At 65.0% G+C, this 13147-nt stretch carries 16 protein-coding genes; 7 read left to right on the top strand and 9 right to left on the bottom strand.

What is annotated here, in order from left to right:
- Nucleotides 1-45 precede the first annotated feature (45 nt).
- Both D3D02_RS10300 and D3D02_RS10295 read left to right on the top strand, forming a co-directional pair.
- Entirely contained in the window at nucleotides 46-1203 is a 1158-nt protein-coding gene (locus D3D02_RS10300; protein ID WP_121569896.1) for a tubulin/FtsZ family protein, read from the top strand.
- A 58-nt stretch (nucleotides 1204-1261) separates the two neighbouring features.
- Nucleotides 1262-1810 (top strand): metal-dependent hydrolase, encoded by a 549-nt coding sequence (locus D3D02_RS10295; RefSeq protein ID WP_121569895.1) that lies wholly within the window; start codon nucleotides 1262-1264, stop codon nucleotides 1808-1810.
- A gap of 25 nt (nucleotides 1811-1835) precedes the next feature.
- Here D3D02_RS10295 and cofG read toward each other — a convergent pair whose 3' ends face one another.
- The 5 genes from cofG to D3D02_RS10270 all read right to left on the bottom strand — a co-directional run bounded on the left by cofG (nucleotide 1836) and on the right by D3D02_RS10270 (nucleotide 6888).
- A complete protein-coding gene (cofG, locus tag D3D02_RS10290; protein ID WP_121570008.1) occupies nucleotides 1836-3014 on the bottom strand; it encodes a 7,8-didemethyl-8-hydroxy-5-deazariboflavin synthase subunit CofG in 1179 nt (392 codons plus the stop codon).
- 64 nt (nucleotides 3015-3078) lie between these two features.
- Nucleotides 3079-3789 carry a 2-phospho-L-lactate guanylyltransferase gene (gene cofC / locus D3D02_RS10285; protein WP_121569894.1) on the bottom strand — a complete coding sequence of 237 codons (711 nt, stop codon included), beginning with the start codon at nucleotides 3787-3789 and terminating at the stop codon, nucleotides 3079-3081.
- Between the two features lie 17 nt (nucleotides 3790-3806).
- Complete coding sequence (locus D3D02_RS10280) at nucleotides 3807-4592, bottom strand: hypothetical protein (RefSeq protein ID WP_121569893.1); 786 nt, start codon at nucleotides 4590-4592, stop codon at nucleotides 3807-3809.
- Nucleotides 4561-5742: a tubulin/FtsZ family protein gene (locus tag D3D02_RS10275; RefSeq protein ID WP_121569892.1), complete on the bottom strand. Its 1182-nt coding sequence runs from the start codon at nucleotides 5740-5742 to the stop codon at nucleotides 4561-4563. The genes D3D02_RS10280 and D3D02_RS10275 overlap by 32 nt, the downstream gene beginning before the upstream one ends.
- Nucleotides 5743-5961: 219 nt before the next feature.
- Nucleotides 5962-6888: a complex I NDUFA9 subunit family protein gene (locus tag D3D02_RS10270; protein WP_121569891.1), complete on the bottom strand. Its 927-nt coding sequence runs from the start codon at nucleotides 6886-6888 to the stop codon at nucleotides 5962-5964.
- Between the two features lie 122 nt (nucleotides 6889-7010).
- On the opposite strand from D3D02_RS10270, the gene tmk reads away from it, so the two are divergent.
- Complete coding sequence (tmk, locus tag D3D02_RS10265) at nucleotides 7011-7610, top strand: dTMP kinase (RefSeq protein WP_121569890.1); 600 nt, start codon at nucleotides 7011-7013, stop codon at nucleotides 7608-7610.
- Between the two features lie 38 nt (nucleotides 7611-7648).
- Here the strand turns inward: tmk and D3D02_RS10260 are convergent, their stop codons facing one another.
- Together D3D02_RS10260 and D3D02_RS10255 are read right to left on the bottom strand one after the other, a co-directional pair.
- The gene (locus tag D3D02_RS10260; RefSeq protein WP_121569889.1) at nucleotides 7649-7969 is read right to left on the bottom strand and encodes a hypothetical protein; all 321 of its coding nucleotides are present in this window, start codon (nucleotides 7967-7969) and stop codon (nucleotides 7649-7651) included.
- A gap of 153 nt (nucleotides 7970-8122) precedes the next feature.
- A complete protein-coding gene (locus D3D02_RS10255) occupies nucleotides 8123-8356 on the bottom strand; it encodes an Lrp/AsnC family transcriptional regulator (RefSeq protein ID WP_121569888.1) in 234 nt (77 codons plus the stop codon).
- Between the two features lie 156 nt (nucleotides 8357-8512).
- Between D3D02_RS10255 and D3D02_RS10250 the strand changes: the two genes are divergently transcribed.
- Together D3D02_RS10250 and D3D02_RS10245 are read left to right on the top strand one after the other, a co-directional pair.
- Entirely contained in the window at nucleotides 8513-9196 is a 684-nt protein-coding gene (locus D3D02_RS10250) for a TrkA family potassium uptake protein (RefSeq protein ID WP_121569887.1), read from the top strand.
- A complete protein-coding gene (locus D3D02_RS10245) occupies nucleotides 9196-9426 on the top strand; it encodes an Lrp/AsnC ligand binding domain-containing protein (RefSeq protein ID WP_121569886.1) in 231 nt (76 codons plus the stop codon). The genes D3D02_RS10250 and D3D02_RS10245 overlap by 1 nt, the downstream gene beginning before the upstream one ends.
- A 23-nt stretch (nucleotides 9427-9449) precedes the next feature.
- Here the strand turns inward: D3D02_RS10245 and D3D02_RS10240 are convergent, their stop codons facing one another.
- Nucleotides 9450-9962, bottom strand: coding sequence for a DUF5813 family protein (locus D3D02_RS10240; protein ID WP_121569885.1), 513 nt, complete (start codon nucleotides 9960-9962; stop codon nucleotides 9450-9452).
- 327 nt (nucleotides 9963-10289) lie between these two features.
- Between D3D02_RS10240 and D3D02_RS10235 the strand changes: the two genes are divergently transcribed.
- The gene (locus D3D02_RS10235; RefSeq protein WP_121569884.1) at nucleotides 10290-10667 is read left to right on the top strand and encodes a 30S ribosomal protein S8e; all 378 of its coding nucleotides are present in this window, start codon (nucleotides 10290-10292) and stop codon (nucleotides 10665-10667) included.
- A 25-nt stretch (nucleotides 10668-10692) separates the two neighbouring features.
- On the opposite strand, the gene D3D02_RS10230 is transcribed toward D3D02_RS10235, so the two are convergent.
- Nucleotides 10693-11694, bottom strand: coding sequence for a phosphate uptake regulator PhoU (locus D3D02_RS10230; protein ID WP_121569883.1), 1002 nt, complete (start codon nucleotides 11692-11694; stop codon nucleotides 10693-10695).
- 365 nt (nucleotides 11695-12059) lie between these two features.
- On the opposite strand from D3D02_RS10230, the gene D3D02_RS10225 reads away from it, so the two are divergent.
- Nucleotides 12060-13112, top strand: coding sequence for a PstS family phosphate ABC transporter substrate-binding protein (locus D3D02_RS10225; protein ID WP_121569882.1), 1053 nt, complete (start codon nucleotides 12060-12062; stop codon nucleotides 13110-13112).
- The last annotated feature ends 35 nt before the right edge of the window (nucleotides 13113-13147 follow it).

The following is a 13147-nucleotide window of genomic DNA, read 5'->3' as shown; positions in this document are numbered from 1 at the left end:
GCCGGGCGGAGCCTTATTGTCGCTGGCTCCCAACCGTTCGCTGAGATGAAGATCGCACTGATCGGCGTCGGCCAGGCCGGCGGCAAGGTCGCTGACGCGATCTTGGAGTACGAGGCGGCGAGCCGGGCCGATTTCGTCACCGACGCCGTCGCCATCAACTCGGCGACGGCCGATCTGCTCGGCCTCAGTCAAATCCCGGTCGACAACCGCGTCCTCATCGGTCAATCGCGCGTGAAAGGCCACGGCTGCGGGGCCGACAACGAACTCGGCGTGACTGTCGCCCAGGAGGACATCGACGAGATCCGCGGGGCCGTCAACGACCTGCCGATCCACGAGGTCGACGCGTTCTTCGTCGTCGCCGGCTTGGGCGGGGGAACCGGATCGGGCGCCGCGCCGGTCATCGCGCGCGAACTCTCGCGGCTCTACACGGAGCCGACGTACGGACTCGGGGTCCTGCCCGGAAGTGACGAGGGCGGGATCTACACGCTGAACGCCGCGCGGTCGTTCCAGACGTTCGTGCGGGAAGTCGACAATCTGCTCGTCTTCGACAACGACACCTGGCGACGGTCGGGAGAGAGCCTCCACGGCGGCTACGCAGCCATCAATCAAGAGATCGCCCGCCGCCTCGGCGTCCTCCTCACCGCGGGTGAGGTGTCGAACGCGCCGGTCCCGGAGTCGGTCGTCGACGCCTCCGAGGTCATCAACACGCTGGCCGGCGGCGGCGTGACGACCATCGGATACGCCAACTCGGAACTCGAACGGGCGTCTCGGGGGCTGTTCGGCCGGCGCGAGGCCGCCCCCGACGCGACGGACGTCGTCAACCGGATCACGACGACGGTGCGCCGAGCGACGCTCGGAAACCTCACGCTCCCGGCGAACGTCCAGAGCACCGAGCGCGCGCTCGTGGTCGTCAGCGGACCGCCGAAGTACCTCAACCGAAAGGGCATCGAGGAGGCGCGGCGGTGGCTGGAGGAGGAGACCGGCACGATGGAGGTCCGCGGCGGCGACTACCCGATCCCGGACTCGAACTACGTCGCGGCGCTCGTCGTCTTCGCGGGGGTCACCGACGTCCCGCGGATCAAAGAACTCCAGCAGATCGGTCGCGAGACGCAGCAGAACCTCGAAGCGCGGGCCGCAGAGCGGCCGGAGGCGCTCCGGGATCTCGTCTGGGGTGATGAGGGCGGTCTCGATCCGCTGTTCTGACTGCTTTCGCTGGCGACGCTGGACAGACTCAAGTTCGCTCCGATCCTCCCACCAGTCGATGATGGTCACCACGCACGTGGCGGCCGGGCTCCTCCTCGCCGCGCCCGTGGCCTACGTCGCCCCCGAGTTAGCCGTCCCGGCCGCTGTGGGAGCGGTTCTCGGCGGTATCCTCCCGGACGTGGATCTGTTCGTCGGCGTCCACCGCAAGACGCTGCACTTCCCGGTGTATTACTCCGCCGCCGGCGCTCTCGCTGGTGCCCTTGCAATGGCCGCTCCGTCGGCACTCACGGTCGCCGTCGCGCTGTTCTTCCTCGCGGCGGGTATGCACTCGCTGTCGGATTGGTTCGGCGCGGGCGAGGAACTCCGCCCGTGGGAGCGCACCTCCGACCGCGCCGTCTACCTCCATCCGCGGCGCCGGTGGCTCCGCCCTCGCTACGTCGTCCGCTACGACGGTGCGCCCGAGGATCTCCTCTTGACAGTCGTTCTTGCGGTTCCCGCCGCGGCGACGTTCGACGGCTGGCTCCGGGGGCTGGTCGTCGGCGGCGTCCTTCTCGCGGCGGCGTACACGCTCTTCAGAAAACGGGTTCCGGACTGGCTCGGGGTGTGAAGTCTCCGCACTCGCTCGCGGGCGTTCAGTCGGCCGATCCGCCCGACGGAAGCGGCGAGTCCACCGACAGCGGACCATTTCGCCGTGCGACGCTCCGGTAGCGCTCGCCGTGGACGTCGCCCGCGGTGATCGCCGAGGCGATCGGCTCCGAGAGCCACTGGCCCGCTGCCGGCCGGCCGTCGAAGTCGTCTCTGCGGAGCGACTCCGGGAGGTAGCGGTCGTACACTGGCAGGCGTTCGTACAGCGGGACGCCGGCTTCCGCTGCGATTTCCTCCAGTTCCCGCAGCGCGGGCCAGGCGTAGTCGGGGTTGATGTAGTCTTCCGTGACGGGTGAGACGCCCCCGAGGTCGTCGACGCCGCAGTCGACGAGGTCGCGCGTCGGCGAGAGGTTCGGGGGCACCTGGACTGACACCTCCGCGGGGAGCGCGGCGCGCGCCATCGCGACCACCCGCCGCATCGTGTCGACGGACGGCTGCTCGAAATCCGAGCGCTCGTTCGGGACGACGTTCTGGACGATCACCTCCTGGACGTGATCGTAGCGCTCGTGGAGCCCTCGGATCGCGAGGAGGCTCTCGGCGCGGTCACGCCACGACTCGCCGATGCCGACGAGGAGGCCGGTCGTGAAGGGGACACCGACCTCCCCCGCCGCGCGGATCGTGTTCAGCCGCTGGCCCGGCGTCTTTCGCCGCGTGCCCGAGTGTGCGCGCACGTCCGCGGTCGTCTCTAACATCACTCCCATACTCGCGTTGACCGGCGAGAGGCGCTCGAAGTCGGCTTCGGTCAGATCGCCCGGATTCGAGTGCGGGAGGAGGCCCTCTTCGAGCGCCATCTCACAGCAGTCTCGGAGATACCCGAGGACGTCGTCGTAGCCCCACTCGGCGAGTTGGTCGTGGATCGCTGTGTAGCGTTCGTCCGGTTCGTCACCGAAGGTGAAAAGCGCCTCCGTACAGCCGGCGTCGGCGCCGACGCGCAGTCGCTCGCGGACTTCGTCCGGCGAGAGGAGCGTCGCTTCGCCCGGAACGTCGTAGTAGGTGCAGTACGTGCAGGTGTAGCGACAGGCGGTCGTCAACGGCAGGAAGACGTTCCGCGAGAAGGTGAGTTCCGGCGCGGCCGCGACGTCCGCCGGCGTCACCGACAGCAGTCGGTCGACCGCCGACTCCTCGATCGTCACGTCGACGCCGTACTCCTCGGCCGCGGGGAACATCGTGGTCACGTTTCGCGGTCGGACGTACAAAAACAGTCGCACTCCGGCACGCCGTCGGTGAGGATCACGATCGGTCGACGCCGACTCGCCCGTCGCTGGTGTCGATCTCGAAGCCAGCGTCTTGCAGCCACTCCCGAGCGCGTCCGCGGCCGTGCAACAGCACTTCCGCGAGGTCTGCCGGCTCGTCGACGTCGGTCGCCAGCCGCATCGAGTCGACGGTCTCGACCGCGAGCCCTGCCTCCTCGGCGATGCGGCGGTGGTCCCGATAGGACGCGCCGTGGTAGTCGACCGAGAACGCGGGGTCGCGAACGACGAGCGCGTTCGTCCCGCCGCCGCGCCCCGGTGCGATCGCGACGTCGCCACCGACGGCGAACAGTCGACGGAGCGCCGCCGGCGTCGCGAGTGCGAGATCGGCCATCACGATCGCCACCGCGCTCGTCTCCCCGCCGATCCGATCGAGCGCTCCGTTCACCGCCGCCGTGAGTGGTCTGTCGTCGATGGTCGCCGAAAGAGAATCTACGGGGCCTGCGTGGAATTCTGTTTCGGGCCGATTATCCGTCTCGTCGACCGTCGACGACTCGTCGTCACCATCGTCCACGGTGCGCTCATCGAGGGGCGCCGAGAGGAGCAACTCGGGCTCGTGGCCGGTCTCCCGGACGGCGTCGACGACGTCGTGGAGCATCGCGAGCGAGAACTCGTGGCGCTCGGACCGCGAGAGCGGGGGCGCGAGGCGACTCTTCGGGTTCTGATTCGTGTACGGAACGAGGACGTGCATCGCAGAAACGGAGAGACTCAGCCGAGTTTGTCGTGACCCTGCTGCTGGGAGCGCCAGTACAGGAAGCCGCCGACGAGGAGGCCGATCACGACGAGTCCACCGACGCCGTACAGCGCGTACTGCAGCAGTTGATTGGACTGCTGGGTCTGTTGGGCCTGTTCTTGAGCCTGCTCGGCGAGATCGATCGCGAGCGAGAACTCCTCGCCGTTGTAGGCGTCGATCGCGTTTCCGAGCGACCGTTCGGCCTCTTGGGAGTTCACCTGCTCGACGGCCGCGGACGCCTCGTCGATCGCGTTCCGCGCATCACGGCTCTCTCCGGTGTAGTACGTCGCGTTCCAGCTGTCGATCTCGTTCGTGGAACCGCCCTGACGCGTCTGTTCGAGCCCGATCACGGTGAACGTCTGTGCGGGCTCGTAGGAGTACGACGCGACTTCGGGTACCGTACCGGTCACTTCGACTTCGACCTCGTTCGTCCCGTCGGACGTCGAGATCTCGGCGCCCGAGAAGGACTGCCCGTCGAAGGACTCCTGATCGACTTTCGCGCCGGTCTGGTCGTAGTAGTAGACCGTCCACGTCACGTCGGTCAGGTCCGTCTGCCCGGCGAGCGTCCACGATTCGAGCGAGGGGTTCTGATACAGTTCTGTCAGCGTAGCTGTCGCAGTGACCTGTGTCCCGACCTCAGCGTCGCTGGTGACGTCCGAGTCGCCGACGGAGACGGCTGCTCCGGGGACCGTGGCGACCGAGAGGACGAAGAGACAGGCTAACGCGAGCTTAGAAAAGCGACTCCAGCTCGTCTTCGTCATCGTTTATGAGATTCTCCAGATTGTCTTCGCTCTCCTCTCGGATGTCGTCGATGTTGTCCTGTGCCTCGATGGCGACCTGCTGGAGCTCCTTGATGCGGGGCACGTTCGTCACGCCCGAGAGGAGGATGACGGACGCGACCTTTCCGGAGTCCCTGATGGGGTAGTCGCCGCCGCGAACTTCCATACTACCGGTCTGCTCTTCGATCCACTTGCGACCGCGCTCTATTCCCTTCCGATTGAGGTGCCGCGGGGGACCGGCCATCACGAGCAGCGCGCGTTCGGTGCCTTCGATCTCACAGGGGAGCGTCAGACGGCCGAGCGCGGCTTTTCGCACGAGCGAGGTGATTCGATTCGTCGTGTGTGCGGTGTCGAGTTCCGTCTCCTCGTTGCCGCCGGTGATTCGGGAGAGCAGCCCGCTGCTCGAAGACTCGTTTTCGACCGTCTCGGAGGCGTAGCCGACCGTCGAGACGCCGCCGCCGGCCAGCGTGTTGATGATCTCGGAGGAGTCGACGACGCTCTCGGCGACTTCGCTGCCCTGGCCGACCTCGCCGGCCCCGAAGAGGACGCCGAAGCGGGTGACGATCTCCTCGTTGATCTCGTCGTAGCCGCCCTGGACGGACTCGCCGGTCTTCCGCCAGGCGTCGTTGTCGAAGACGAGCAGGTTGTCGACTTCCCGCACGAACGTCTGGAACGACCGCGCGGCGTTCAGCGTGTAGATCCCGCCCTCGTCGCTTCCGGGTAGGATCCCCAATCCGTAGACGGGTTCAGTGTAGATTCGCTGGAGATGTTTCGCGAGAACGGGCGAGCCGCCGCTGCCGGTACCGCCGCCGAGACCGGCGACGACCAGGAACGCGTCGACCTCGTGGACCGGGATGCTGTCGATCGCCCCTTGGACTTCGTCGATGTCTTCCTCGGCGACTTCCGCGCCGAGTTCGTTGTCGGCGCCGACGCCGTGGCCTTTCACGCGCGATTGACCGATGAGGACCCGCTGGTCCTTCGGGATGTGTTCTAATCCCATCAGGTCGGCCTTCGCCGTGTTGACCGCGACTGCCGCGCGGACGATATTCGAGTTGTGGCGCTTATCGTACTCGACGAATTTGTCGACGATCTTTCCCCCGGCCTGCCCGAAACCGATCATTGCGAGCTTCATTTATCGGGTCCCCTCGCCATTGGGTGTATCCCAGTGCAAACGCGGACATAAACCTTGTGATGGTGTGAAACGGGCAGAACGAGAGACGTACCACCGAAACCGCAGTACTGCGAGCGGGTGTTAATGAGTCATTAGACCTCTGTACCCGTGAGGTCAGGACCTATTTCTCAGGATTTAAATTCAGCGCCGTGAGTCAACAGCGGCGACAACGCGTCGGTCTCACCCGGAACTCGCCGCAGTGGCAGCGGTCCCGGCGTCGCCCGCGCGCCCGTTCAGGTACGCCTCCAACGTGGTGAGTTCCCCGGTCCCGACACCGAAGGCGTCGACGTCGTTGTCGTCGGTGACGTTGTCGAACTGCAGCGAGCGGAACTGGTCTTTGCCCATCGGGAAGCCGGGGATGGCGCCGCCGATCGTGAGCCCCACCTTCGCGAGCCCCATCGGAACCGGCACGACCGTCGTCGACCGGCCGTCGGACTTGTGGATCATCCGCGCGATCTCCGCGAGCGTGAGTTTGTCCGGGCCGCCGATCTCGTAGGTCTTTCCGACGTGCTCGTCGGACCCGATGGCGTCGGCCAGCATCGGCACGAGGTCGCCCACCCAGATGGGCTGGAACCGCGTCTTGCCGCCGCCCGGGAGCGCGCTGAGGTACGGCGGCGCGAGCAGTTTCGTGAACGAGATGAACTCGCCACCCTCGCCGAAGACGACCGAGGGACGGAAGATCGTGTAGTCGAGGACGGACTCGGTGACGATCTCTTCGGCCTCGCCCTTCGATCGGATGTACGCCGTCGGGCCGTCGGGATCGGCACCGAGCGCACTCATCTGTACGAGCCGAACGTCGTGTTTCTCGGCCGCGCGGACGACGTGTTCGGTGCCCTGCCTGTGGATCCGGTCGTGCATCTTGTCGCCGCCGCTCGGCTTGAACAGCGGCGAGAGCGCGACGAGGTTGTAGACTGCGTCTTTCCCCTCGAAGGCGCCCTTGATGGAACCGTAGTCGGTGACGTTTCCCATCACTTTGTTGACGCCCTTCGGAAGGTCCTGGCCGCTGGGGCTTCGCGAGAGTGCGGTTACTTCGTGCCCCCGGCCCTTCAGCTCCCGGCAGAGGGTGCTTCCGATGAATCCGCTCCCGCCGACGACGAGTACTTTCATACCCGTGATATCTCTCCGTGTCGACGTAAAGCTAACTGCCGTTTCCGTCGACGCACGGGTGCCTCGACGGCGCGTCGCAGCGACTCGGTGGGATTTTACTCCCCGATCCGCCATCTCGAACTATGCTCCTCACGCTGGAGGGACTGGACGGGAGCGGGAAGACCACCGCCTGGCAGGCCCTCAGAGACGACTACCCCGACGCGGTGTTCACCCGCGAACCGACCGATTCCTGGTACGGCGACGCCGTCACCCGCTCGATGCACGACGACGACGCCGACCCGCTGGCCGAGCTGTTCCTGTTTACCGCCGATCACGCGGACCATCTCTCTCGGGTCGTGCGCCCGGCGCTCACGGACGGGACGCTCGTCGTCTCCGATCGTTACACCGACTCGCGGTTCGCGTATCAAGCGGCGTCGCTCGCGGAATCGTATCTCGCCGGCGGTCGGGACCCGTTGACGTACATCCGGGAGATTCACGACGTCTTCACCCATCCGCCGGACGCGACGATCTATCTCGACGTCGACCCCGAGACGGCCGCCGAGCGGGCGGGCGCGACGAACAAGTTCGAACACGCGGAGTACCTCGAACGAGTCAGTCAGAACTACGAGCGACTCATCGAAAGTGACCCCGAGCGGTTCGTCCGCGTCGACGCGACCCAGCCGCTCTCGGCCGTGATCGACGCCGTCGAAGAACACGTCGAGCGGCTGGTCGCAGACCGATAGCTGTCCGAGGCCAAGCGCGCCGTGGTTGCGTTATCGGCTCACTGTCGGTCCGGGAGGTCGTACTCCTCCGGTGCCGGAATGTAGAGCGTGTCGATGGTGAATCCGAGTGCGAGCGGGAGCGCGATGGCCGCGCCGAGAAGCGCCGTCGCACCGAGGTTCAGACCGGCGCCGATCGGGAGGATCCCGAAGAAGACGAGCGTCGTCACGAGCAGCGCGATCGGGATGAGCGCGAACGAGTAGACGACGTATCCCCACTGGGTGTTCAATCGGAGGCGGAAGAAACGGGTCAGCACGGCTGCCAGCAGCGTGTGCACCACGAGCACCGCCCCGAACAGCACGAGTCCGACGGCCGAGACCATACCCGGAGTAGGGGCGCCGAGGACTTTACGCGTTCGGCTCCGTGGCGTTCGCCCCGCCCGAGCGACTGCGCCTCACTACCGACGCGTCGTTTGCGGCGATTCCGGCGTTTGCGACGTTTTCCCGTCCGCGGCAGTCTTCCCCGCCTGCGGCGGCTACTCGTCCATCGAGATGTACGTCTTGGTGTCGGTGACGCCCTCGAACCCCTGAATTTCGGTCGAGGACGCGCTCAGGACTTCGTACACCTCGGGGGCGTCCACCTCGGCGATGATGTCGTACGCGCCCGCGACGATGTGCGCCTCGGTCACGTTCGCCAGTTCCCGGATGGAGTCGATGAGTCGTTCTGACTCCCCGGCGCCGGTCTTCACCATAATGAACGCGTGAACCATACCATCACGGTACGTGATACCATCTCATAGCATTTGTGCCGCGAGTGGCGTCCCACGCTGACTCGATCGGACGGGGCGAAACGAGGTCGGACCGGCGAATCGTACAGGGACGTTCCGGAGAAACATTATTCACGCCCGCCGGCGTACCCCATTCGTATGCGGTTCGTTATCATTGGTGCAGGTCGCGTGGGACTCCGGACCGCCCGGGTTCTCAGAGACGAAGGGCACCAGATCACGCTCGTCGAACAGAACCGCGATCGGGTCGAGCGCGCCCGCGAAGACGGCTTCGAGGTCGTCGAAGGCGACGGCTCCCGCGAGGAAGTCCTCATCGAGGCCGGCATCGAAGACGCCGACGGCCTCGGGGCGCTCACGGCCGACCTCAACGTGAACTTCGCGGCGTGCTCGATCGCGAAGTACCACCACACGTGGACGGTGCTCCGCGTCGACGAGGACTACCGCGAAGAGGTCTATCACAAGTACGCCGACGAGGTCGACGAGGTGGTCTATCCCGAACGCCTCGGCGCGCTGGGCGCGAAGAACGCACTACTCGGTGGCTCGGTGCGCGCGATCGCTGACATCGCGCAGAACCTCCAGGTGGTCCTGATGACCGTCACCGAGGAGTCGCCGATGCGTGGGTACACGATCGAGGAGGTCGCACTCCCGGCGAACGCCCGGATCTTGGCGTTCGGCAAGGCCGACAAGCCGATGGGGCTCCCGCTGTCTGACGACTCGCTGGAAGTCGGTGATCGGCTTGCCGTCCTCGCTGACTTCGACGTGCTCGAAGAGGCCAGACAGCTCATCGTCGGAGAGAAACTCGCGCCCGAGGGGGGTGCAGTCTGATGGTCACCGCCTACGTGATGGTCAAAGCCTCGACGGGCGACGTCGATCGGCTAAAATCGGCGATGTCGTCGGTCGACGACGCGGTCGAGAGCGTTAGCGTCGTCGCCGGCGACATCGACTACATCGTGAAAGTCCGCGTAGAGAGCCCCGGCGACGTCAAAGACATCGCGACGTCGATCCACGAGATGGCCGGTATCGAACACACCCAGACGTACATCGCGATGGACTGACCGCTCGAACCGTCGTCTCGGAACTACAGCGGTGTCCCGCCCTTCGTCCCGCCGCCCGTGCTTGCCGCCCGTTGGATGAGATGCGTCACTGGCTCCGTGTAGTCGTAGCCGGGGATGATCCCCTCGACGTAGGTTCCTTCGACGTACTCGACGGCGGCGACCGCGTCGGCCGCAGCGCGGTTGGCGTCGAGGTCGGTGAGTTCGACGTTCAGGACCGCGTGTTCGCCGTCCCGTTCGACCGTGACGTCGGGGTCGTCGGTGCCGCGGAACGCCCCGTCGACGTCTTCGAGCCGAAGCGCGAGCGTGTCGAACCAGCCGTCTTCGACGACCGGAGCGACGTGGTCTTCGGTGACGGCATCGAGCATCGGCACGCGAACGGTGATGGCGAAGACGGCTGCGCCGCCGTCGCTATCGATCACGACCTCGCCGTCGAAGGCGGTCGTCGTTACTGCGTAGCGTCCGTCGTCGAGTCGTTCGAAGGAATCGTGTTGCTCCGCGGCGCGCCGGGCGCGCGCGACGGCGTCGCTCTCACTCATTGTCTTATGAAGGACCTGTAGCGACAAAAACGTCTCGCGCCGGGTGCTATATTTGTCAACGTGAGTGAAACGGTTTCCGGGTGCGGCACGCTTAAGTGGCTTCCACCCTTCCCGCCAAGTGACGCTTCGTCTGGAGGGCCGAAGCGTCAGCGGGGACCAATTCAGGGCGGCAGCGGCCGTCCGGGCTGTTCCCGGACGGCTGCTACCTTTTCCGCGACGTCGACTCCCGAGAGACGTCGCTGTCGGTCGCTCGGCGCTGTCTCCACGGTGTCTGGGTCGCGTCACCGATTCGAGCGATTGAAGTACTCACCCGGTCAGTTATCCCGTATGCAGGACCAAGGACGTTCGAAGCGGAAGCGGACCGGCGGTCGACGCCGACGCTCGCACAAGAAGACGCGCCACCAACTCGGCCGTCAGCCAACCGAAACGACCGTCGGCGAGCCACGATTCCAGGTCGTCGACGCACGCGGCCAGAACAAGAAGGTCCGCGCCCTCTCGGCGAACGTTGCGCAGGTCGCGATCGACGGCGAAGTCGAGGAAGCGACCATCGAAAACGTGGTCGAGAATCCCGCGAACGTCAACTACGTTCGACGGAACATCATCACGAAGGGCGCGATCATCGAGACGAGCGAGGGCACGGCCCGCGTGACGTCTCGTCCGGGGCAGACCGGTCAGGTCAACGCCGTTCTCGTCGACGAAGAGTAACTCTTCTCGGAACTACGCGTCGATCCTAGGGGGTCGGCGCGGCTTTCTGCAGCGCTGTTTCGGCGATGTTGCCGCCGTAGTCGGCGCTCCGCGACACGGAGTCGACGATCAGCCCGAGCAGTTGCGCGCGTGCGGGATCAAGGTCACGCAGGAGTTCGTCGATCTTGCGAGCGCGCTCGTCGATGGCCTGGACCGACTCGCGGGCGTCGTTGGCCAGCCGGGTCGCCTCGTCGCTGTCGTCTGTGAGCAGCGCGTCCATTCCGTCGTCGACGATCTCGCGAGACTCCTCGTGGAGTTCGTAGAGCGCGTCGATGACCTCGTCGGGAACTGGCTTCTCGAACTCTAAGGTGAGGTGTGCGATCTTCGTCGCGTGGTCGGCGATGCGTTCGAGCTGTCGCGCCGCGGACTGGTAGTCGAAACAGACCTCACGGGGGAGTCCGAGTTCCTCGGCGGCCTTCGGCGTCCGGAGCGTCGCCCGGAAGATCCGGGAGACGACCATCCACAGGCGGTCGACGTCGTCGTCGCGCTGGATGACGTCGCGGGCCATATCCGTATCGAGTTCCGCGAGCGCGTCGATAGCGTCCGCGAGCATCGACAGCGAGATGAGCCGCATCCGCCTGACGGCGGTGTGGATCGACAGTTCGGCGGAGTCCAGCAGGTCGCGGATGACGACCTTATCGCGCGTCTCTTCGAGGACTTCGAGGCCGACGAGACTCTGGGTCGCCTCCCGGATCGTCCGTCGCTGATCGGTCGTGATCCGCGAACTCTCGAGCGAGATGATGTCGAAGCCACTGACGTACATCGTCATCACCGCGCGCGTGAGTTCGTCGCCTTCGAGGTCGGTTACGTCGAGCGCGCCCTCGGTTCGTTCCTCACCGTTCGTCGGTGCCAAGAATAGCGAATCACCCTCGGGGTAAAATTCGACGACGCTTCCGGCCGAGACGTCGTTTTCAGTCGCCCACTCTTTCGGGATTGAAACGGTGAACGTCGACCCCCCGGTGACCTGCACCTTCCGCGTTTCGACCATATCTGGCCGTTGTGAACCCCATAGTATAAACTTGACCATTACTATATATAGAATCGACGAGAACACCGGATTGTGTGATCTCCTCTCACGACTAGATTTCCCACGACTACACTTGTCGATCAAAACTATATTCGCTGCATAATCTGCCATAAATTGGTTAATGACGCAGTATAGTTTTAAAAATATATTTTATTGAGGTTAGATGGCGGGATATTAACAATATTTTGGCGCCACTTTGCCCGAACAGTCGCTCTCAAAGTCCCGAAAACAGCAGTTTCAGACTCGACCATAGAGTACATACTGGTATTTTTTCTATATAGCTGTATTAGTAGTCGTTTTATCCTGCCTACGGATACGGAGTGATAATGACGCGCCAATCCAAGCGCAGTAGTGTTTCACGTCGCAAGTTCCTTCTCGCGTCCGGCGGGCTCGGCGTCGCCGGCCTCGCTGGCTGCACACAGCAGAACACGGGCGGCGACTCCACTGCGGAACCGACGTCGGGTGGCGACGAGTCCGGCTCGGATGGAACCGACAGCGGGTCACAGTCGCTCGCGGGCGACATCGCGATCGCCGGTTCCTCGACGGTCTTCCCGCTCGCGACGGCGATGGCGCAGCGCTTCCAGGAGACCCACAGCGACGTCAACATCAGTCTCCAGTCGACGGGCTCCGGTGGCGGCTTCGCGAACTACTTCTGTACGGGACAGACGGACTTCAACAACGCGTCGCGGCCGATTCAGCCCGAGGAAGAAGATCAGTGCGCCGGGAGCGATGTCGAACCCGTCGAGCTCAAGGTCGCGACCGACGCCCTGACGGTCATTGTCAACAACGACAACGATTGGATCGGCGAGGGGCTCACCGTCGAAGAACTGAAGCAGATCTGGTCGGCCGACACCTCGCCGGAGATGTGGTCTGATATCAACTCCGAGTGGCCCGACGAGCCGCTCGAACTGTACGGCCCCTCCGACGCCTCGGGTACCTACGACTACTTCCACGAGGCGATCCTCGGCGAAGAGACCAGCCACCGACAGGACTACTCGCCGACCGAGCAGGACCGCACCATCATTCAGGGCGTCACCGGCTCGAAGTACGCGATGGGCTACCTCGGATTCGCCTACTACAGCGAGAATCAGGACTCCGTGCAGGCGGTTCCGGTCAAAGACGGCGAGGGCGATTACGTCGAGCCGTCTCTGGAAACGGCGCTCTCGGGTGACTACACGCCGCTGTCGCGGCCGCTTTTCACCTACCCGAAGGTCTCGGCGCTGCAGGAAGCTCACATCGAGGCGTTCACGCGCTTCTGGATGGAAAACGCGACGAGCCGCGAAATCGTCGCCGAGGAAGTCGGGTACGTCCCGCTCAGCGAGGACGAACAGCAGACGATGCTGGCCCGAATCGACGACGCCGTCGACGGATCGAACTAGACAACGCGTGCCGCGCTCGTACGTCTAACGAAGCG

The organism is Halobellus sp. Atlit-38R, assembly GCF_003665925.1.
Taxonomy (GTDB): Archaea; Halobacteriota; Halobacteria; order Halobacteriales; family Haloferacaceae; genus Haloquadratum; species Haloquadratum inordinatus.
This window is presented reverse-complemented; position numbering and strand designations above follow the sequence as displayed.